The sequence below is a fragment of the Streptococcus gwangjuensis genome, from assembly GCF_028156745.1.
GTDB classification, from domain to species: Bacteria; Bacillota; Bacilli; order Lactobacillales; family Streptococcaceae; genus Streptococcus; species Streptococcus gwangjuense_A.
Map to the genome: position 1 here is coordinate 86,589 of NZ_JAODJG010000039.1, position 19,907 is coordinate 106,495.

At 39.5% G+C, this 19,907-nt stretch carries 20 protein-coding genes; 1 reads left to right on the forward strand and 19 read right to left on the reverse strand.

The window, feature by feature from the left end:
- Positions 1–123: 123 nt before the first annotated feature.
- The 5 genes from N5909_RS08575 to pbp2a all read right to left on the reverse strand — a co-directional run bounded on the left by N5909_RS08575 (position 124) and on the right by pbp2a (position 3,901).
- Positions 124–603, reverse strand: a complete 480-nt coding sequence (locus N5909_RS08575) for a transcriptional regulator (RefSeq protein ID WP_033681115.1) — start codon at positions 601–603, stop codon at positions 124–126.
- 121 nt (positions 604–724) lie between these two features.
- Complete coding sequence (nusG, locus tag N5909_RS08580) at positions 725–1,261, reverse strand: transcription termination/antitermination protein NusG (protein ID WP_000376740.1); 537 nt, start codon at positions 1,259–1,261, stop codon at positions 725–727.
- Positions 1,262–1,314: 53 nt separating this feature from the next.
- Positions 1,315–1,491: a preprotein translocase subunit SecE gene (secE, locus tag N5909_RS08585; protein ID WP_001210990.1), complete on the reverse strand. Its 177-nt coding sequence runs from the start codon at positions 1,489–1,491 to the stop codon at positions 1,315–1,317.
- Between the two features lie 9 nt (positions 1,492–1,500).
- Complete coding sequence (gene rpmG / locus N5909_RS08590; RefSeq protein ID WP_001809375.1) at positions 1,501–1,653, reverse strand: 50S ribosomal protein L33; 153 nt, start codon at positions 1,651–1,653, stop codon at positions 1,501–1,503.
- Positions 1,654–1,705: 52 nt separating this feature from the next.
- Positions 1,706–3,901, reverse strand: coding sequence for a penicillin-binding protein PBP2A (pbp2a, locus tag N5909_RS08595; RefSeq protein ID WP_033681113.1), 2,196 nt, complete (start codon positions 3,899–3,901; stop codon positions 1,706–1,708).
- 86 nt (positions 3,902–3,987) lie between these two features.
- Between pbp2a and N5909_RS08600 the strand changes: the two genes are divergently transcribed.
- Complete coding sequence (locus N5909_RS08600) at positions 3,988–4,863, forward strand: RluA family pseudouridine synthase (RefSeq protein ID WP_080709465.1); 876 nt, start codon at positions 3,988–3,990, stop codon at positions 4,861–4,863.
- Between the two features lie 71 nt (positions 4,864–4,934).
- On the opposite strand, the gene gap is transcribed toward N5909_RS08600, so the two are convergent.
- The 14 genes from gap to N5909_RS08670 form a co-directional block, all read right to left on the reverse strand.
- Positions 4,935–5,942 carry a type I glyceraldehyde-3-phosphate dehydrogenase gene (gene gap, locus N5909_RS08605; protein WP_000260685.1) on the reverse strand — a complete coding sequence of 336 codons (1,008 nt, stop codon included), beginning with the start codon at positions 5,940–5,942 and terminating at the stop codon, positions 4,935–4,937.
- Positions 5,943–6,118: 176 nt separating this feature from the next.
- Complete coding sequence (locus N5909_RS08610; RefSeq protein ID WP_200872481.1) at positions 6,119–7,420, reverse strand: ABC transporter permease; 1,302 nt, start codon at positions 7,418–7,420, stop codon at positions 6,119–6,121.
- Positions 7,389–8,072 (reverse strand): ABC transporter ATP-binding protein, encoded by a 684-nt coding sequence (locus tag N5909_RS08615; RefSeq protein ID WP_033681110.1) that lies wholly within the window; start codon positions 8,070–8,072, stop codon positions 7,389–7,391. The genes N5909_RS08610 and N5909_RS08615 overlap by 32 nt, the downstream gene beginning before the upstream one ends.
- Before the next feature lie 210 nt (positions 8,073–8,282).
- On the reverse strand, positions 8,283–9,194 hold the full coding sequence (locus tag N5909_RS08620; RefSeq protein WP_033681108.1) for a helix-turn-helix domain-containing protein: 912 nt from the start codon (positions 9,192–9,194) through the stop codon (positions 8,283–8,285).
- Between the two features lie 131 nt (positions 9,195–9,325).
- Positions 9,326–11,977, reverse strand: coding sequence for a bifunctional acetaldehyde-CoA/alcohol dehydrogenase (gene adhE, locus N5909_RS08625; protein ID WP_012972432.1), 2,652 nt, complete (start codon positions 11,975–11,977; stop codon positions 9,326–9,328).
- 298 nt (positions 11,978–12,275) lie between these two features.
- On the reverse strand, positions 12,276–12,686 hold the full coding sequence (locus N5909_RS08630) for an MORN repeat-containing protein (protein WP_033681105.1): 411 nt from the start codon (positions 12,684–12,686) through the stop codon (positions 12,276–12,278).
- Entirely contained in the window at positions 12,673–13,116 is a 444-nt protein-coding gene (locus tag N5909_RS08635; protein WP_033681104.1) for a low molecular weight protein-tyrosine-phosphatase, read from the reverse strand. Before N5909_RS08635 ends, N5909_RS08630 begins: the two co-directional genes overlap by 14 nt.
- Before the next feature lie 46 nt (positions 13,117–13,162).
- On the reverse strand, positions 13,163–13,462 hold the full coding sequence (gene yajC, locus N5909_RS08640; protein ID WP_001069287.1) for a preprotein translocase subunit YajC: 300 nt from the start codon (positions 13,460–13,462) through the stop codon (positions 13,163–13,165).
- Between the two features lie 116 nt (positions 13,463–13,578).
- On the reverse strand, positions 13,579–15,555 hold the full coding sequence (gene tkt, locus N5909_RS08645; RefSeq protein ID WP_033681103.1) for a transketolase: 1,977 nt from the start codon (positions 15,553–15,555) through the stop codon (positions 13,579–13,581).
- Between the two features lie 115 nt (positions 15,556–15,670).
- Positions 15,671–16,294: a hypothetical protein gene (locus tag N5909_RS08650; protein ID WP_033681102.1), complete on the reverse strand. Its 624-nt coding sequence runs from the start codon at positions 16,292–16,294 to the stop codon at positions 15,671–15,673.
- A 50-nt stretch (positions 16,295–16,344) separates the two neighbouring features.
- Positions 16,345–17,331 (reverse strand): RNA-binding cell elongation regulator Jag/EloR, encoded by a 987-nt coding sequence (gene jag / locus N5909_RS08655; protein ID WP_033681101.1) that lies wholly within the window; start codon positions 17,329–17,331, stop codon positions 16,345–16,347.
- Between the two features lie 17 nt (positions 17,332–17,348).
- Positions 17,349–18,173, reverse strand: coding sequence for a membrane protein insertase YidC (locus N5909_RS08660; protein ID WP_200872480.1), 825 nt, complete (start codon positions 18,171–18,173; stop codon positions 17,349–17,351).
- Positions 18,148–18,519 carry a ribonuclease P protein component gene (rnpA, locus tag N5909_RS08665; RefSeq protein ID WP_000739243.1) on the reverse strand — a complete coding sequence of 124 codons (372 nt, stop codon included), beginning with the start codon at positions 18,517–18,519 and terminating at the stop codon, positions 18,148–18,150. Before rnpA ends, N5909_RS08660 begins: the two co-directional genes overlap by 26 nt.
- 149 nt (positions 18,520–18,668) lie before the next feature.
- Complete coding sequence (locus N5909_RS08670; protein ID WP_033681099.1) at positions 18,669–19,859, reverse strand: acetate kinase; 1,191 nt, start codon at positions 19,857–19,859, stop codon at positions 18,669–18,671.
- Positions 19,860–19,907: the final 48 nt, after the last annotated feature.

Consider the following 19,907-nt stretch of genomic DNA (forward strand, 5'->3'; position numbering starts at 1 on the left):
AAAGGCGGTGTCTTAACCCCTTGACCAACGGACCAGAGTTGTTTTCAACTCTTACTATTATACCCACTTTTTAAACTTTGTCAACTACTTTTTTATCTTTTTTCTATTTTTTTGTATGACTTCCTAATGTGTACGGATGTCAAACTCTTTAAGCACAATACGTAAGTCTCTTAATACTCTTTGACGACCTCGGAATCGTTCATTTCTTAAGACACGATCCAACTCCTCTTGTTGCTCTTTACTTTGTTTGTTTCTATAATCTCTTAGTGTTTCATGAAAGAGATAATAATCATCTAGCCACAGACCTCCCTCACTGATACGATGACTTAGCTCACCTACTTCTTCATACGGTTCTTTATCATATCTTCGTTTTTGACTTTCTTGTTTACGGATATAATCTAGAATTCGATTCCGAAACTTGGTTTTGAAGTATTTACGTAAACGAGGAATATCTTCTACTATTCCTTCTTCTTTACTAAGCAATTCATGCAAGCAAATCATTCCCTCTTGATCCCAATCCGATAACTCCCATAAATGGAGATGGTATTCATTTCTACACTTATATACAATTCCCTGGACTTCTTTATACAATTCTTTAAACATAACGTTCCCCTTTCTAGATACAGTCTAACAAATAATGAAGCTAATTTGATTCATTTCATCCATTCTGTTCTCTACACTACCTCAACTGTACAAAAAAAGAGAGGACATGCCTCTCTCAGGGTTATAATTCTGCAATTTGATTTAAGTTTACTTCTGCGACTGTGTCATTACCAAACATAGAGATAATCATCTTCACTTTATTGTTATCAATCTCTGTAATCTTACCAGTATAGTCTGCAAAAGCACCATCAATGATACGTACAGTTTGACCAACTTCAACATCGATATCAAACTCTTGTACAGTTTGTCCCATAGAAACCAAGATATCACGGATTTCTTGTTCCAATAATGGAGTTGGTTTTGATCTATTTCCGTGAGATCCGACGAATCCTGTAACGTTTGGTGTGTTTCGAACAACAAACCAAGCTTCATCTGTCATCACCATTTCCACAAGAACATAACCTGGAAAACGATTTTCTTCTACTTCTTTTCTCTTTCCATTTTTTTCAACTTGCACTGTTTGTGTTGGAATTTCAACACGTAATATATTATCCAACATATTGTAGGTTTGTGCACGTTGTAATAGATTTTCTTTTACCTTATTTTCATAACCAGAATAAGTTTGTAAGACAAACCATCCTTTATCAAAACTATCCATGATACTTCCTTTCATAATAGAAGACTTTTAGCGGGAATAACTCCACAGTTCTTCTAAAAAATGTTAATAAATCGAATCAAACCTGAAACAATCAACTTGTCAAAAATATAAATAATCACAACAAAGAAAGCAGTGTATTCCATGATAGAACGAAAATCTCTCCAGCTTTCCTTGCGAGTTGGCCATGTTGTGTCTTTAAGAAGTCGAAAAATATCTCCAATAAAACGCATCGCTCTCTCCTATCTCGTTTCTCTGTGTGTAGTATACTTACCACAATGTTTACAAAATTTATTTACTTCTAGTCGTGTCGGCTTAGGGTTTCCGCTGATCTTGATTGAATAGTTTCTCGAACCACAAACCGCACAAGCTAGGCTTGCTTTTTTTAGTGCCATAACGCCTCCATCTTATCTATTATAACAAGAAAGCTAGGCTTTGACAAGCATCTTAACGAAATAGATTGACTACCGAATCCCATATCGTTTGGGCCTTTTCCTTAATTTTAGCATCCGAGATAGCACGGCTAGCCTCATCTACCAGATTTTGTGCACGACTTCTAATATCAGAAAGGCTATTATCCGCCTGATTTTCTTCATTACTTTGTACTTGATTTCTTGTATTGGCTGGTGCAATTCCATTTTGCTTATAAGCATTTTCAACTGTAAAGGTACTTCCTGGCGTATAAGGTAAAATGGTATTGGCAATGCTTCTAAAGACATGGGCTGCACCGTTTGAAGTAGATCCTGCTAGATAGTGGCTTTCATCAGTGGTAGGGAAACCAAGCCAGTGACTAATCACTACATCCGGAGTATAACCAATTACCCACTGGTCGCTTGTGTATTCAGGATTGAAAACTGCTTCAGTTGTTCCAGTTTTTCCTGCCATTACATAATCTGCAGGAGATGAACTAATACCGGTTCCGTTTGTGAATGTCCCCAACATCATACTGGTCATCTTATCAGCTACAGACTTATCAATCACCCGTTTTTGTGAATTTTTATGGCTCGCAATGACCTGACCACTAGCATTTTCAATTCTACTAATAAAATGAGCTTCCGGCATTAAACCTTCATTTGCAAAGGCAGCATATGCTTGAGCCATTTGAAGAGGATTGGTTTCGACACCGCTTCCCAAGGCGACGCCAAGAACACGATCGACCTTTTCCATGTTGAGTCCGAATTTTTCGCCCGCCTCAAAAGCTTTGTCGACACCCAAATCATTAACAGTGGCAACAGCAGGTAGATTAAGCGATTCTGCCAAGGCTTGATACATAGGAACTTCTCGACTCGTTTTGATTCCTGCATAGTTATCAACCTTATAGCTGTTGTACTGCATGGTATGGTTATCCAACTGCTTATTCAAAGCCCAGCCCGCTTCAACTGCAGGCGTATAAACAACTAAAGGCTTAATTGTAGAACCCGGGCTACGTTTTGATTGAGTTGCATAGTTAAAATTCCGGAATCCAGTTTTATCATTGCCAGCAACCTGACCGACAACTCCACGAACTCCACCTGTTTTCGGTTCGAGAGCCACACTTCCTGATTGAGCAAATGTTCCATCCTCTGCCCTCGGAAATAGAGCTGTATTTTCATAGACAACCTGCATATTTGCTTGATAGTTTTGGTCCAGCTCTGTGTAAATGCGGTAGCCATTGTTGACAATCTCTTCCTCTGTTAGATTATACTTGGAAACAGCCTCATTAACCACCGCATCAAAATAAGAAGGATAGCGGTAATCTGAGATTTTTCCTTCATACTTATCTTGTAATTGCGAAGTCATATCAATTCCCATAGCTTCGGTTTCTTGATTTTTATCAATATATCCTGCTGCAACCATATTCTGCAAAACAGTATCGCGACGATTAGTAGAATCTTCTACAGAATTCAAAGGATTATACAGTTCCGGCCCCTTTAGCATTCCTGCCAGAGTCGCAGCTTGATCCAGGCTCACTTCTGATGCAGAAACTCCAAAGTATTTTTTACTCGCATCTTCTACACCCCACACACCATTTCCAAAATAAGCGTTGTTAAGGTACATGGTTAGAATTTGATCCTTACTATATTTTTTTGTTAATTCTAAGGCAAGGAAAAATTCTTTCGCTTTTCTCTCAACAGTTTGATCCTGCGACAGATAGGCATTTTTAGCCAGCTGTTGGGTAATAGTAGAACCACCACCTGAACGGCCAGCAGTTACAATAGCCAAGAAGAAACGACCATAGTTAATCCCGTCATTTTTATAGAAAGAACGGTCTTCTGTCGCAATAACGGCATTCTGCAAATTTTTACTGATATCAGTCAGTTCAACATAGGTTCCCTTTTGACCAGATAAGGCACCAGCCTCTTTTTCTTCACGGTCAAAAATGAGAGTTCGAGTTTTCAAGGCGTTTTGCAAATCATTGACATTGGTTGACTTGGCTACAGCAAACAAATAGGTTCCAACTAGCAAGCCTGCACTCAAACCTAGTATAAGGACAATCTTTGTTAGATGATAGCGACGCCAGAATTTTCGAATCGGACCTACTTGGGCCAATTTTTTTCTATCACTACGAGAGCGACGTAAGCTCGTAGAACCAGATTCCTCCGATTCACTTGTTTCTTTTTTAAAAAGAGAAAGAAATTTCTCAAACAATTTATCTAATTTCATGCGTTTATTTTATCATCTTCATCATAGGAAGACAAGAATTTAGCTATTTCCTATCCAAATAGGGCTTTTTTTGTTACAATATCTGTATGAAATTCACATTTACATTACCAGACTCTCTACCTCAAATGACGGTAAAGCAATTACTAGAGGAACAACTCCTCATCCCTAGAAAAATCCGGCATTTTTTGAGAATCAAGAAACATATTTTAATTAATCAGCGAGAAGTTCGCTGGAACGAGATGGTGAATCCTGGAGATATTTGCCAGTTAACTTTTGACAAGGAAGATTATCCCGAAAAAGAAATCCCTTGGGGCAACCCAGACTTAGTTCAGGAAGTTTATCAAGACCAACACTTGATTATTGTAAACAAATCCGAAGAGATGAAAACCCACGGTAATCAACCAAACGAAATTGCTCTTCTTAACCATGTCAGTTCCTACGTTGGCCAAACCTGCTATGTCGTTCATCGTCTAGACATGGAAACCAGTGGTTTAGTTCTCTTTGCCAAAAATCCTTTTATCCTGCCCATTCTCAATCGCTTACTAGAAAGAAAAGAGATTTCTAGGGAATATTGGGCACTAGTTGATGGAAATATCAACGACAAAGAGCTTATCTTCAAAGAAAAAATCGGACGTGACCGTCATGACCGCAGAAAAAGAGTGGTTGATACAAAAAATGGGCAATCTGCTGAAACACATGTCAGCAGATTAAAGCGATTCCCAAACAAGACTTCCTTGGTTCGTTGCAAACTAAAGACAGGCCGAACTCATCAGATTCGTGTGCACCTTTCGCATCATAACTTCCCTATTTTGGGCGACCCTCTCTATAATAGCAAATCAAAGACAAGTCGCCTTATGCTCCACGCCTTTCGTCTGTCCTTTACCCATCCACTTACTTTAGAGAATTTAAGCTTCACTGCCCTTTCAGATACTTTTGAAAAAGAATTAAAAAAGAATGGATGATTGTTGTGTCATCCATTTTTCCATATAAGAAAAGCAAGACCAAGAGGCCTTGCTTTTTATCGACTCATGAATTATTTAGCGATTTTTGCGAAGTATTCAAGAGTACGAACAAGTTGTGCAGTGTATGACATTTCGTTGTCGTACCATGATACAACTTTAACCAATTGTTTACCGTCAACGTCAAGAACTTTAGTTTGAGTTGCGTCAAACAATGAACCGTAAGACATACCTACGATATCTGAAGATACGATTGGATCTTCTGTGTAACCGTATGATTCGTTTGAAGCTGCTTTCATAGCTGCGTTCACTTCATCAACAGTAACGTTCTTTTCAAGAACTGCTACCAATTCAGTAACTGATCCAGTTGGAGTTGGAACGCGTTGTGCAGATCCGTCAAGTTTACCGTTCAATTCTGGGATTACAAGACCGATAGCTTTAGCAGCACCAGTTGAGTTAGGAACGATGTTTGCAGCACCAGCGCGAGCACGGCGAAGGTCACCACCACGGTGTGGTCCGTCAAGGATCATTTGGTCACCTGTGTAAGCGTGGATAGTAGTCATCAATCCTTCAACAACACCAAAGTTGTCTTGAAGAGCTTTAGCCATAGGAGCCAAGCAGTTTGTAGTACATGAAGCACCTGAGATAACTGTTTCAGTACCGTCAAGAACATCGTGGTTAGTGTTGAATACAACTGTTTTAACGTCATTTCCACCAGGAGCAGTGATAACAACTTTTTTAGCTCCACCTTTAAGGTGTTTTTCAGCTGCTTCTTTCTTAGCAAAGAAACCAGTAGCTTCAAGAACGATTTCTACACCGTCAGTAGCCCAGTCGATTTGCTCTGGATCACGTTCAGCAGAAACTTTAACGAATTTACCGTTAACTTCGAATCCACCTTCTTTAACTTCAACAGTACCGTCGAAACGACCTTGAGTTGTGTCGTATTTCAACAAGTGTGCAAGCATAACTGGATCTGTAAGGTCGTTGATGCGTGTAACTTCAACACCTTCTACGTTTTGGATACGACGGAAAGCAAGACGACCGATACGTCCGAAACCGTTAATACCAACTTTAACTACCATTAGTGATTTCCTCCTTATGAAAATCATGAAATTTTTATTGTGAAAAGAGTAACTTGAATCACTACAAATCACCTTTCAACAAACCTATTATATAACTATTTGAGTTGAATTGCAAGTACGGGCATTGTTTTTCTCTGTTAGTTTCTTTTTAAGTCTGTAAATCAAGAACTCCCTTACTATTCATATCGTAGCGACTCTACAGGGTCCATTTTACTAATTTTACGAGCAGGGAAGTAGGCTGAAATATACCCAAGTAATAAAGCAAAAATTAAAGTTCCAAATATAGAGAGAAGGTTTAATTCAAAAACCTTAGTGATGGATGGGTAAAAGTGATTTACAACCGCATTCGCCAAACTTCCCACCCCTTGTGCGACCAAAAAGGCCAGCAGCAAGGCGATTCCTACAATCCAGATAGCCTCGTAAATAAAAATTCCTTTGACATCACGATTTTGATAACCAACTGCCTTCATGACACCTATTTCCTTAGAACGTTGCATGATATTGATGTAAATAATGATACCAATCATGACCGCTGCTACCACAATAGCTTGTGATGAAAGCACAATCAACAATCCCTGAATGACACGAATAAAGGTAATCACAATATCAAGAACCTTCTGTTGAGAAAGAACAGTATACTTCTTATTTTTCTGTAATTCTTCTGTTACCACTTTTGTCTGTGACGGATCTTTTAGTTCCAAGATAAAATAAGATACAGCTTTTGTAAATCCAGCTTCTTTCAAAATCGTTTCCATTTGATTAGACGGCATGAAACTGTTGCTGTCCTCCATGTCATCTTCATCATTGATTACACGTACAATCTTCGTTTGAAATTGAGCAGTTTTGCTAGCTTCGGCAGCATTTTCAACAATGCTGGCTGAGACTGGTTTGCCAATAAGATCAGTAGCTGTCAGATTGTTTCCTGTCTGTTCATTCCAATTTTTTAGTAAGCTGTTTGGAATCGTTAATCCCTGTTCATTTGTATCAGTATAGAGGGATCCAGCCAACACTTTGTCCGTCTCATTACTACTAACAGAGATACTTGTATCCTCATAGAGACTCACTACTTGAGCATAAGAAGGCATCGTTTGACTCAGATCCATTTCTTGCCCATCTATAGTAATATTTGACATGGTCATCCCAAAAGGACTCTCCAAATATTTAATAGCTTCTTTCCCAACTGTATCCGTGATATAGTTCTTATCATCTTGGTTCAAAAAGCCTCGTCCAACATTTTTTGTGTTTAAAGCAATCTGAACTTGAGAAGGGATTTGACCTCCATTCGTATTTTCATCAATCATCGAAATCAATGCATTTCCCAAGCCGAAAGAAATTAAGACTCCTACAAAACCGATTGAGGTTGCTAGCGCAATCAATAGGTTACGCCACTTTCTTTCCATAAAGTTATTTAAAGAAAGTTTGAATTTATTTTTCAATGATAATCCTTTATTTTGTGACTTCTTCAACGACTTCACCATCCTTCATTTTGATAATCACATCTGCATATTCGGCAACCTCTGGATTATGGGTTACAATCAGTACTGTTTTCCCTGTTTGGGCTAAATTTTTAAATACTTCCAATACCATTTCTTGGGATTGAGAATCCAGCGAACCCGTTGGCTCATCTGCTACAATCATATCTGGCTGATTTACCAGTGCACGCGCGATTGCTACGCGTTGCTTTTGCCCACCAGAAAGCTGTTTAACATTTTTAGCAATAAAAGGCTCCATGCCCAAGTTACTTAATTGCTCCTTTGCAATCATTGTCATCTCCCTATCAGATAAATCTTTGACATAGAGAGGTAGCTTGACATTGTCCAAGACAGATTGATGAGGAATGAGGTTAAAGTTTTGAAACACAAATCCAATCTTATCTTTACGAAATTGAGTTAGTTCAATCTCTGATAAGTCACGGAGGGATTCCCCTTTAAATTCTAAAACTCCTTCATATTGTCTGTCTAAACCGCTGATGATGTTTAGTAGACTGGTTTTGCCACAGCCTGACGGCCCGTAAATCGCTGTAATTTTACCTTTTGCGATTTGCAGATTTATATTCTTTAAAGCCTGCTCTTGATGTTTACCGTCCAAAGTGTAAAACTTTGAAATATTTTTAATGGATAAAATGAACATTCTTTCCCCCTTATTTAAAACTGTTATCGTCATACATCATAATTATAGAAAATCCTTCAAGCTACATCAGCGCTGATTTACCCTTTAAGCCTACTACTTAGAACTTCCTCTCTATTCCCTAGTTTGCTTCTGGATGTATATCAAGTAAAATTCATTTTAACAAAAAAGCGACATTTCTCCAATGACAGAAATGTCACTCCTATAAACTCTTTAACGATATCTTTCTATATCCTCGGCCCATTCATTATCTAAACTAACGATTAACTTCTCATTGCCAAACATCCTCGCCATCATTTTTGCTTCTTCATACTTTTGTTTGGCTGTATCATAATCCGTCTGAATATAATATTTCCACTCCACCATCAAGACAATCGGTTGTTTTTGAAAATCTCGTGTTTTTTGCCCTATTTTATTTAAGGTCTCGACTGCCCTCTTAAAATAATGAATCAACCCCATAATCTCTATACAAGTTAAAGAGGCTAACAAGGAGTCTCTAAGTAAGTCCAAACAATCGAACTCTATCTTATCAACCTGAGAACTTAATTTGTCATGAAAATAAAGAATGGTTTCATGCTCAGACTTTTTTATCTCACCCTCGTTTAAACCATCCATTAACTGACAAAGAAAATACAGTCTCAATTTCAACAATTCCTCAGCCCTATATACATCTCTGGATAGTAAGTCTTGAAGACTGTCCTCAATCACACTGCTTCCATATAAGGAATTACTAGACATTCTCACTGCATCTATAGCTTGAAGACAATCCACTAGCACTTTCTCATCACGTGGCAAATCATCATAAAAACATTCAAAAATCTCATCAAAATATTCTTCCTTCTGCTCCTGCAACTCCTTGTCTCCATAGTCAGGATGATGAAGAAGAAAGTATTTTAATTCTTGGTAACGTTTCGGTAATTCCTTATAGTCTGGCATCAAGACATAAGATGGAATGCCTAGCCTATTCGCTATATATTCTAGTGTTTTTATCGTAGGACGAAATTCTCCTTTTTCGATTCTCACCAACTGACGCACTGATAATTCGGATTCATCCCCACAAAATACTGGGCGACTAAGTCCTTTCTCTTCTCTAAGAAGTCTTACCTTTTCCCCTAGATCATTCATCTCTTAGATTTCTCCCTCGCACGATTATCAAAGCTTTGATTTTCAAATAAATATATGCGATTATTATACCATTTTCCAAAAAGAATTACAAAAAAGAGACAGGATTCCTCCTGCCTCTGGCTGATAATTAATTATTTGCGGCGTCCTGGTCTTTCTTTGTAACCATAGTAAGAATCTTCGATGATTTCTTGCATATGATCAACCATTGGAAGGCGTGGGTTAGCTGGTGAACATTGGTCTTCGTAAGCAAGGAAGGCCAATTCACGAGAATGTTCTTTCCATTCTTTTTCATCAATTCCTTGTGCTTTGAAGTTCATTTGGATACCTACGCGCTCACCAAGTTCGTAGACAGCTTTTGCGTAAGATTCCACACCTTCTTCTGGAGTAGAAGCTGGAAGGCCAAGCATACGTGCGATATCTTGGTATTTTTCATCTGCACGGTAGTAGTTGTACTTAGGCCATGTTGCTGTCTTAGCTGGACGTGTACCGTTGTAGCGGATGACGTATGGAAGCAAGATAGCATTTGTACGACCGTGGATTGTGTGGAATTGCGCACCAATCTTATGAGCCATTGAGTGAGAAATACCTAGGAAGGCATTGGCAAAGGCCATACCAGCGATTGTTGAAGCGTTATGCATTTTCTCGCGTGAATGGAAGTCTGCGTTCTTAACTGAGCTTTCAAGGTTTTCGAATACAAGTTTGATCGCTTGAAGTGCAAGACCATCAGTGTAGTCGCTAGCCATTTGTGATACGTAAGCTTCAGTCGCGTGGGTCAATACGTCCATACCAGTGTCCGCAGCAACAAATCCAGGAACTGTCAATACCAAAGCAGGATCTACGATTGCCACAGTTGGTGTCAATGAGTAGTCAGCGATTGGGTATTTACGGTTGTTTGCTTTATCAGAGATAACGGCAAATGGAGTTACTTCAGATCCTGTACCAGATGTAGTTGGGATAGCGATGAATTTAGTCTTCTTACCAAGCAATGGGAATTTGAAGGCACGTTTACGGATATCCATGAATTTTTGAACAAGGTCACGGAAGTCCACTTCTGGTTGTTCGTAGAAGAGCCACATTACTTTAGCAGCATCCATTGGAGATCCACCACCGAGAGCAATGATTGTATCTGGTTTGAAGGCACGCATAATCTCAGTACCACGGTTTACAGTTGTAATATCTGGATCTGGTTCTACATCAGCAAAGATTTGGTAAACAACCTTATTGCGACGAAGATCAAGTTGTTCGATGATACGATCAAGGAAACCAAGCTCTACCATGGCGTGGTCAGTAACGATCATGACACGTTCAACGTCACGACATTTTTGAAGGTATTGAATTGAATCACGTTCAAAGTATGTTTTTGAAGGAAGTTTCATCCATTGCATGTTATTTCTCCGTCTTCCGACTTTTTTGATATTCAAGAGGTTAATGGCACTAACGTTATCCCCAACTGAGTTGCGTCCGTAAGAACCACATCCGAGTGTCAATGATGGCAAGAAGGCATTGTAAACGTCCCCGATACCACCGAAAGTAGAAGGTGAGTTACAGATAACACGAATAGCTTTAACAGCTTTACCAAATTCTTTAGTCAATTCTTCGTCAGCTGTGTGGATAGCTGCTGAGTGTCCAAGACCGTTAAATTCAACCATTTGACGAGCCTTAGTAATACCATCTTCACGGCTTTCAGATTTCAAAACTGCAATAACTGGTGATAATTTTTCACGAGTCAATGGCTCATTTTCACCAACTTCTTTACATTCTGCAGCAAGAATGTTTGTTCCTTCTGGAACTGTAAATCCTGCTTGCTCTGCAATCCAAGTTGCTGGTTTACCAACGATGTCAGCGTTCAATTTTGCACCAGCACAGTTTTTACTGTTTGCTTTGACGCCGAAGCAGAATTCTTCGAGAAGTGCTTTTTCTTTTTTGTTTACAAAGTAAGTGTGATAAGATTTGAACTCTGCTACAAATTCATCGTAAATTTCTTTATCAATGATAACTGCTTGTTCAGATGCACAGACCATACCGTTGTCAAATGATTTAGACATGACAATATCGTGTGCAGCTTGACGGATGTTTGCTGATTTTTCAACATAAGCTGGAACGTTTCCGGCACCTACCCCAAGAGCTGGTTTACCACATGAGTATGCAGCTTTAACCATGGCATTACCACCTGTTGCAAGGATTGTTGCAACACCTTCGTGGTTCATAAGCGCACTAGTTGCTTCCATAGATGGTTCAGTAATCCACTGTACACAGTTTTCAGGAGCACCTGCTTTAATCGCAGCATCACGAACAATTTGAGCTGCGTGAGCTGATGATTCTTGAGCTGATGGGTGGAAGGCAAAGACAATTGGATTACGTGTCTTCAATGAAATCAATGCCTTAAAGATTGCTGTTGATGTTGGGTTTGTTGTTGGAGTGATACCACAAACAACGCCAACTGGTTCAGCGATAAGAGTCAATCCTGTTACATCGTCTTCTTCGATAACGCCAACTGTTTTAGTGTGACGCATGTTGTTTACTACGTGTTCACAAGCAAACAAGTTCTTAGTTGCTTTGTCTTCAAATACACCACGTCCTGTTTCTTCATAGGCATGTAGAGCCAATTCTCCGTGGGCATCCAAAGCTGCCACTGACGCTTTAGCTACGATGTAGTCGACCTGTTCTTGGTCGAGTTTACGCATTTCCTCAAGAGCAACTAAAGCTTTTTGCACCAAGCCATCGACATGCTTTTCAGCAGCGAGTTTCTTTTCTTCTGGTGTCACAGTTTTTTTATCAGCCATATTTTCCTCCATAGCTTTCAAGGATCGATATCCTTGTTAATTTTTTCACAAGTTTATTATAACGCATTATTTCAACTTTGTAAACAGTTTCATAAACATTTCACAAAGAATTTTTGGTTTATTGTGAAGTTTTTCTCATTATCTTTTCTCCACAAGCTTTTTCTTTAGAGTTTGTGAAATTAATTTCAAATATTTTTTATTTCACAAACTTACTTGGAAGAGGGGCTTGGAAAGAGATAGATTTTCTAGTAAGCGCTTACTTTTAGATGCTAACAATACCTCCTTTGATAAGGAGGCTTTATTTTTGTTGAAAAACGCCTTGTTTAAAAGTCCCTTCATAAACAACTTCTTGTTCTGTTGTTAGTTTTCCTTTTCCTTCAGCCTGACCATTTACAAAATCACCTTCGTAGGTCCAGCCTTCTTTAGATTGAAAGGTACCTTTTCCATTGAAGGCTCCATTGCTGAAACCACCTGTATATTGGTCCCCATTTTGGAAGGTAATGGTACCTTGCCCATTCATTTTACCACGGACAAGACTGCCGTCGTAAATAATCGTTCCATTATCCAGTTTTAGAACACCTTTTCCAGGAATATTTAGAAAAAAGACGAGTACAGCACAGAAAACAATGGCAACTACTGCCAAAAGCTCTAAACGTTGACGAGTCAGATAGACACGATACTTCTCGTAAAAATTCTTAAGATTTTCCACCTTCACTCTCCTTTTCTAAACGTTCTAGCCAAGTTTGACATCCCTCTTGAACACGCTGATAAGTTTCCTCAAAATCACCTGTATACCAAGGATCTGGGACACTTTCAGATGCGAATGAGTAAATCTTATCTTGACAGTCTGCTGGACACATCTGACGTAAGTCAGAAACATTTGAAGCATCCATGCCGATAATATAATCAAAGGCTTCAAAATCTTCCTTACTAATCTGAAGCGATGTTTTGGCTTTGTCATAAGGAATATCATACTCTTGAAAAACTCCCTGAGTCCCCTTATGAATCGGATTGCCATGTTCCCAAGAGGAAGTTGCTCGACTTTGGATTTCGTAGTTATCTGTCATTGATTTCATAACAAACTCGGCCATAGGACTACGGCAAATATTTCCTAGACAGACAAAGACTAGTTTTTTCATCCCATTTCCTTTCTTTTATAGAAAAACGGGAGTTCGTAATCCCGTCTTATTTTTCAATTGCGCCTTCTAGTGAAGCTGTTTCTTTAAGTGGTAATACGGTCTTGATAGCAGCTAGTTCAAAAGTCAAGTAAACTCCATCTACGTCAAGAACAATTGTTCCCTTCTCCGTATCTACTTCATCGACTGTTCCGTAAAGCCCACCGATTGTAATCACTTCATAGCCTTTTTGTAGTTTATTCAAGCTTTCCATACGCTTTTGTGCTTGTTTCTTTTGAGAGCGTTGCGTAAAGAACATCAAACCCACCATAAGGGCTAGCATGATTAAAAATGTATAATTTGGATTCATTCTCTTCTCCTTTGTCTTTTACATAGGACTACTATATCAAATTTCAGCTACTTTTACAAGATTGTACCTTGCTTTTCTAATAAGAAAAACCAGAGCTTGCGCCCTGATTTTTAGGATTATTTCAAATTTTGAACAACTTTTACAAGATTTTCTACAGTAAAGCCATATTCTGCCAATACTTTTGGTGCTGGGGCAGAGGCTCCGAAGGTATCAATACCTAGAACGGCACCATCAAGACCAACGTATTTGTACCAGTTTTGAGTTGCACCCATTTCGACTGCAACACGACGGCGAACTGCATTTGGTAGGATTTCTTCTTTGTAAGCTGCATCTTGTTTATCAAAGACATCTGTAGAAGGCATGCTGACTACGCGGACTTTTGCACCTTGACTAGCTAATTCTTTAGCAGCTGAGACAGCTAGATTGACTTCTGAACCTGTCGCAATCAAGATAGTATCAAAGTCGGCTGCATTTTCATAGACAACATAAGCACCTTTAGCAACCTTGTCGAAGTCTGTTCCCTCTTCAACAGTCAAGTTTTGACGTGTCAAGACAAGGGCAGTTGGTGTTTTCTCACTTGTCACTGCAAGGTACCAAGCTGCTTGCGTTTCACGCGCATCTGCTGGACGAAAAACATTGAGATTTGGCATAGCACGAAGACCTGCCAAGTGCTCAACTGGTTCATGCGTTGGGCCATCTTCCCCAACTGCGATTGAATCATGGGTAAAGACATAAGTCACAGGAAGTCCTTGCAAGGCTGACAAGCGAACAGCTGCCTTCACATAGTCTGAGAAGACGAAGAAAGTTCCACCGTATACACGAAGACCACCATGAAGAGCCATCCCGTTCAAGATCGTTCCCATTGCAAATTCACGAACACCAAACTGAATGTTACGGTTCAAGCGATTGGCATCGTCTTGAAGTCCGTCAGTTTTGATATAAGTCATGTTTGAGTGAGCAAGGTCCGCTGATCCACCCAAGAAGGTTGGCAACTTAGCAGCTACAACGTTCAAAGCATCTTGGCTTGAATTACGAGTTGCTTGAGAGAAGCCATTTTCTAAAGCAGGGAAGTCCGCTGGAGTCACTTCAACTGGATCACGTCCGTCGATGATGGCTTCTACTTCTGCAGCTAGTTCTGGGTGAGCTTCTTTATAATCTGCAACTAATTTTGTCCAAGCTTGATAAGCTGATGCACCACGGTCTGCAACATGTTCTTTGAAATCAGCATAAACTTGTTCTGGAATTTCAAATGGTTCGTAGTCCCAACCAAGGGCCTGACGAGTTGCTGCAGTTTCATCTGCTCCAAGAGGAGCCCCATGTACGGCATTAGTTCCTTGTTTGTTTGGAGAACCGTATCCAATAACCGTCTTCACTTCAATCAAAGATGGTTTGCCTGAAGCTTTAGCTGTTTCGATAGCAGCATGGATAGCTTCCAAGTCTGTTCCATCTTCAACCAAGGCAGTATGCCAACCGTAGGCATTGTAACGGTCACGAACACTTTCTGTAAAGGAATCCTTTGTCTCACCATCCAAGTTGATGTCATTTGAATCATAAAGAACAACCAACTTGTCTAGTTTTTGCAAGCCTGCGTATGAAGCTGCCTCGCTTGAGACACCTTCCATCAAATCTCCGTCTCCACAGATAACATAAGTATAGTGGTCAAAGATATTATAGCCTTCGCGATTATATTTGGCTGCCAAGAAACGTTCTGCTTGGGCAAAACCAGTGGCAGTTGAAATCCCTTGTCCTAGAGGACCTGTCGTAGCATCAATTCCGGCTGTATGGCCAAATTCTGGGTGACCTGGTGTTTTTGAACCCCATTGGCGGAAGCTCTTGATCTCATCCATGCTGACATCTTCAAAACCAGAAAGGTGAAGAAGGGCATATAGAAGCATTGAACCATGACCAGCTGAAAGAATAAAACGGTCACGGTTAATCCAGTTTGGTTGAGCTGGATTGATACGAAGTTGTTTTGTAAAGAGGCTGTAAGCCATCGGAGCCGCTCCCATAACCACACCTGGGTGACCTGAGTTGGCTTTATTGATGGCGTCAATACCCAGGAAACGAATTGCATTAACAGATAGATTTGACATAGAATTTCCTTTCTATTTGAGGTGATGATTGAACCCCACATTCTATTTTACTATTATATGAAAAAATACATAGAATAGCAATTAAACAATTCGACGTAAATCAGTATTCTATTTGCTATCCTCTAGTCGCCTGATAGTATGGAAGTAAGCGTTCATAAGCTTCTTCTAATTTTTCTAAAATCACTTCTAATGATTGATTTTCTATGATAGAAACATCTGCTTTAACTAACACTTTTCGGATTTCTTGGCTGCCTATCTTCTCAATTAAGATCTGACGATTTTCTTCGTTCGCCTCCCATCTTTGACTTTGACCATTATAGTAGACTAGATAATAGATTCCTTCTACCGCTGGAACTTCTAGGACCTTAGCCTGCTTGCCTAGAGTTTGCTCATCTTTCTTGCGCTCGATGAAACTGACTTCTAGTGATACTCCAAAATCTGAAGGACTTCCATATAAACGTAAAGCCATCATAGGTTCTGTCACTTGTCCGTCTCTCTGTAGATAGACCCAGAAATGTGGTCGCAGACGTTGCGCTTGATTCATCCACTGGCTAGTCTGTTGGAGTTGCCATTCTGGATGGCTTGCTTGAAAGGCTTTGGCCAGTTCTGTAAAAGCTTTTCGTGCCTCTTGACCTTTGTGGCGTAATTCCAGCATTTTCTCTCGCTCTTCTCCTGCTTTATCAGGATTACGGTACTGCAAACCTGCAAAGTCTAGATAGTTTCTTATCTCATTTAACATCCGTTTAACCTCTTCTAACTAGCAAAAAATCAGGATAAACCTGATTTTACTTATTCTGTATCTACAACGACATAGCGATTTGGCTCGTCACCTTCAGAGTAACTAGTCACGCCATCCATACGTGAAATAATACGATGGATAATCTTACGTTCGCTATTTGACATTGGATCCGTTTGATGACTGCGGCCTTCTTCTAAAACACGAGTCGCCAATTTTTGCGCATAGGTCTGCAAGACTTCTGCACGGTGTTCAACATAATCATTGACATTGATTGTGATGTAGAAGGTTCTTGAATAACGGTTATAAAGATAATTTTGAGCCAACAGTTGCAAGGCCTTCAAGACTTTACCATGGTAGCCGATAATGCGACCTGGCTCATTGGTATCAATTTGTAGATTGATGCTACGACGGTTATAGTCATTTGAAATCGTCGCTTCGACATCCATATCATCAATAATCGTCTGAACATAAGTCGTTACTTCCGTAGCTACTTGTTCAATATCAAAGCTGGGTTCCACCTTTAAGCCCAAATCTTCTAATTCTTGACTTTCAGTTTGTTCAGCTTGGCTCTCAACAATAGAAGTTTCTGCTTCTTCGAGGCCAGCTTCTTCAAGCTGTAATTCATTTAAAATCTCAATGTGCCCAGTTTCTTCTAAGATGGTGCTAGCATGTTTTTCATTTTTCAAGATTTCAGCCTTGACTTCATCAGAAACCCCTTGGCCTTCTTCTTCAATCTTTTTAATTGCTTCTACAACATGCCCCAAATCAACGGTCGCTTCACTGACTGTTTTAACTGGTTCATTTTGTTCATTGATTTCTTTAGGAACACCCTTAACAGCTTGTTGATTTGCCTTAATGACAGTTGTTTCACTAATGGCTTCAATGTCAACCTGGGCTGGTTTTTTACCAAATAAACCAAAAAATCCATTTTTTTCACGAGAAATGACTTTGATGTGAGCTTTCATTCTTGGAATATCTAATTCTTTCAATCCTTTCTGGATTGCTTCCTCAACAGTTGAACCTGTAAATACTACCATTACCAGATTCCTCCTTATTATTTCGTTTTCTGAGCCTTTTTCTTGGCTTTTCTTTTTCTATTTTCCAAATCTTTCTGCGCCTGAGCTACAGCCTCGCGCTCTGCGATGATCTTGAATGGATTGTTCAAGAAATAGGTTTGCAAGACTTGATAAGCATTGGACACTGTCCAGTATAGGGCGACTCCACCTGGCGCATAAACTGCAAAGATAAAAATCAAGACTGGAATCCCATACATCATCGCAGTCGTAGCGCCATTACGCTCAGACAAGGCTTTATTAGACAGCCAAGTACTTAAAAAGGTGAATACAGCTGCTAAAATCGGAAGAACAAGGGTTGTATCCACACCACCAAGGTTAATCCATAAGAAATGACCTGTCTTTAAAAAGTCAACTCTTGATAGAGCTTGGAACAAGGCCAAGATAACCGGCATCTGAATCAAAATCGGCCAAAGAGAATCTGACTGTCTGACACCCATTTCTTTAAAGACTTTACGCATTTCTTGCTCTAGCTTGGTTCTGCTTTCCATATCTCGACCCGGATATTGTTCTCGAAGCGCCTTAATGCGTGGCTGAGCTTCTTGCATTTTTCTAGAAGCCACCATTTGCACTTGAAAGACTGGCAAGAGAACTGTACGAATCAAGACCGTAAAGAGAATAATCCCCATTCCGATACTGATATCAAACGATAAAAAGCGAATAATTTCCGCAAAGAAGTAAACAAATTTACTCCAAAAATCAGCCGAATCGGCTGTAATATCACTAGTTGTTCCATTAGTCGCACAGGCTGTCATGATCAATAGAGACAGTCCTAGCAAACTAGTCAACTGTAGTTTCTTTTTCACTCCCATTTCCTTCCTGGTAAATCTTTGATAATTTTAATACGTGGAGTAGATTTTTCTCCATCTCTGCGTATTCCAAGGTTTCGACTCCTTTTCGAGCAATGACAACAAAGTCGACATCTTCTACCAGACTCCCTTTTGCATTCTGGATAATATGCCGAATCCGTCGCTTAATTTGATTTCTAGTGACGGCATTCCCCAGTTTTTTGCTAACTGATAGACCAACTCGAAAATGGTTTTTCTGATTTTCTAGTTGGTAGACAACAAACTTGCGATTGGCAAAACTTGTCCCCTCCTTGAAAATCGCCTTAAAATCTTTCTCTCTTTTTACACGAAAGTTTTTCTTCAAAACTCAACTCCATCTATTAAATTACTACTATTATACCATATTTTTCAAAAAAGCCAATCATAGCAAGGTTTTGGACAATTTCACCATAAAAAGAAGTTGGAAAAATCTCTTTCCCAACTCCTTGTACGGAATATTTTTACTAGTTTTACTTATTTTTTCAAGCGTTCAACGTCACGGGCAATAACTAGCTCTTCATCTGTTGGAATAACCAATACACGGATCTTCGCTGCCTCTGTTGAGATGTCTCCTGTCACACCAAAGACGTTCTTTTCTGGGTCAACATCACAACCAAACCAAGAGATACCTGAGATAACATCTTCACGCACATTTGCAGCATTTTCACCAATACCTGCTGTGAAGATAATAGCATCTGCTCCATTTAAGACTGCAAGGTATTGACCGATATGTTTTTGGATACGATCAACATACATTTCATAGGCTAAAGTGGCATCATGATCCCCTTCTTCCATAGCAGCAATCACATCACGCATATCACTAGATTTACCTGAAACCCCCATCAGTCCTGATTCACGATTAAGAACGTGACTAATGTCTTCAGGCGTGTTAAAGTCCTCTGTATATTGCATTAAGTAAGGAATGATAGCTGGGTCAATATCCCCTGTACGAGTTCCCATCATCACACCACCAAGTGGAGTGAATCCCATTGAAGTATCGACAGATTGACCGCCCTTAACTGCTGTAATAGAAGCACCATTACCGATGTGGCAAGTAATCAATTTCAAGTCTTCTAATGGACGGCCCAAGAGTTTTGCAGCTTCTCCTGCTACAAACTGGTGACTTGTACCGTGGGCACCATATTTACGAACCTTGTTTTCTGTATAATATTTTGTTGGTAGAGGATAGCGATAAGCTTTCTCTGGCATAGTTGTGTGGAATGAAGTATCAAAAACAACTACACTGGTAATGTCTGGCAACAATTCCTTGAAGGCACGAACACCTGCTGCATTGGCTGGATTGTGGAGAGGAGCCAACAAACTCAACTCTTCAACTTTTTCTAAAACATCTCCCTCAACAACCGTTGATTCTTTGAAATATTCTCCACCTGCAACAACACGGTGACCAACACCTGTAATCTCATCATAAGCCTTGATAATATCGAAACGAATCAAGTCATCCAATAAGATTTTAACAGCTTGTGTGTGATTTTCGATATCCAAAATTTGTTGTTCAGAACGGCCGTCAAATTTTACAGTTGAAATTGAATCTTTCAAACCGATACGTTCAATCAAACCTTTCGCCAATACTTTTTCTTCTGGCATTAAGTATAACTGCCATTTCAAACTTGAACTTCCCGCATTGATTGCAATTGTTTTTGTCATAATATGATACCCCTTTTTAAGCGTTTTCATCTATTATAACAAAATCTA

What these genes read in the sequence shown, in the direction of transcription:
- secE (WP_001210990.1), bottom strand. Translation starts at nt 1,491, where the DNA reads ATGCGTTTTATTGGAGATATTTTTCGACTTCTTAAAGACACAACATGG.
- N5909_RS08600 (WP_080709465.1), top strand. Translation starts at nt 3,988, where the DNA reads ATGAAATTCACATTTACATTACCAGACTCTCTACCTCAAATGACGGTA.
- nusG (WP_000376740.1), bottom strand. Translation starts at nt 1,261, where the DNA reads ATGGATAGTTTTGATAAAGGATGGTTTGTCTTACAAACTTATTCTGGT.
- N5909_RS08575 (WP_033681115.1), bottom strand. Translation starts at nt 603, where the DNA reads ATGTTTAAAGAATTGTATAAAGAAGTCCAGGGAATTGTATATAAGTGT.
- N5909_RS08615 (WP_033681110.1), bottom strand. Translation starts at nt 8,072, where the DNA reads ATGTTCATTTTATCCATTAAAAATATTTCAAAGTTTTACACTTTGGAC.
- pbp2a (WP_033681113.1), bottom strand. Translation starts at nt 3,901, where the DNA reads ATGAAATTAGATAAATTGTTTGAGAAATTTCTTTCTCTTTTTAAAAAA.
- jag (WP_033681101.1), bottom strand. Translation starts at nt 17,331, where the DNA reads ATGGTAGTATTTACAGGTTCAACTGTTGAGGAAGCAATCCAGAAAGGA.
- yajC (WP_001069287.1), bottom strand. Translation starts at nt 13,462, where the DNA reads ATGAATCCAAATTATACATTTTTAATCATGCTAGCCCTTATGGTGGGT.
- rpmG (WP_001809375.1), bottom strand. Translation starts at nt 1,653, where the DNA reads ATGGCACTAAAAAAAGCAAGCCTAGCTTGTGCGGTTTGTGGTTCGAGA.
- N5909_RS08620 (WP_033681108.1), bottom strand. Translation starts at nt 9,194, where the DNA reads ATGAATGATCTAGGGGAAAAGGTAAGACTTCTTAGAGAAGAGAAAGGA.
- gap (WP_000260685.1), bottom strand. Translation starts at nt 5,942, where the DNA reads ATGGTAGTTAAAGTTGGTATTAACGGTTTCGGACGTATCGGTCGTCTT.
- tkt (WP_033681103.1), bottom strand. Translation starts at nt 15,555, where the DNA reads ATGTCAAATCTATCTGTTAATGCAATTCGTTTCCTGGGTATTGACGCC.
- N5909_RS08610 (WP_200872481.1), bottom strand. Translation starts at nt 7,420, where the DNA reads ATGGTGAAGTCGTTGAAGAAGTCACAAAATAAAGGATTATCATTGAAA.
- N5909_RS08650 (WP_033681102.1), bottom strand. Translation starts at nt 16,294, where the DNA reads ATGTTAAATGAGATAAGAAACTATCTAGACTTTGCAGGTTTGCAGTAC.
- N5909_RS08635 (WP_033681104.1), bottom strand. Translation starts at nt 13,116, where the DNA reads ATGAAAAAACTAGTCTTTGTCTGTCTAGGAAATATTTGCCGTAGTCCT.
- adhE (WP_012972432.1), bottom strand. Translation starts at nt 11,977, where the DNA reads ATGGCTGATAAAAAAACTGTGACACCAGAAGAAAAGAAACTCGCTGCT.
- N5909_RS08670 (WP_033681099.1), bottom strand. Translation starts at nt 19,859, where the DNA reads ATGACAAAAACAATTGCAATCAATGCGGGAAGTTCAAGTTTGAAATGG.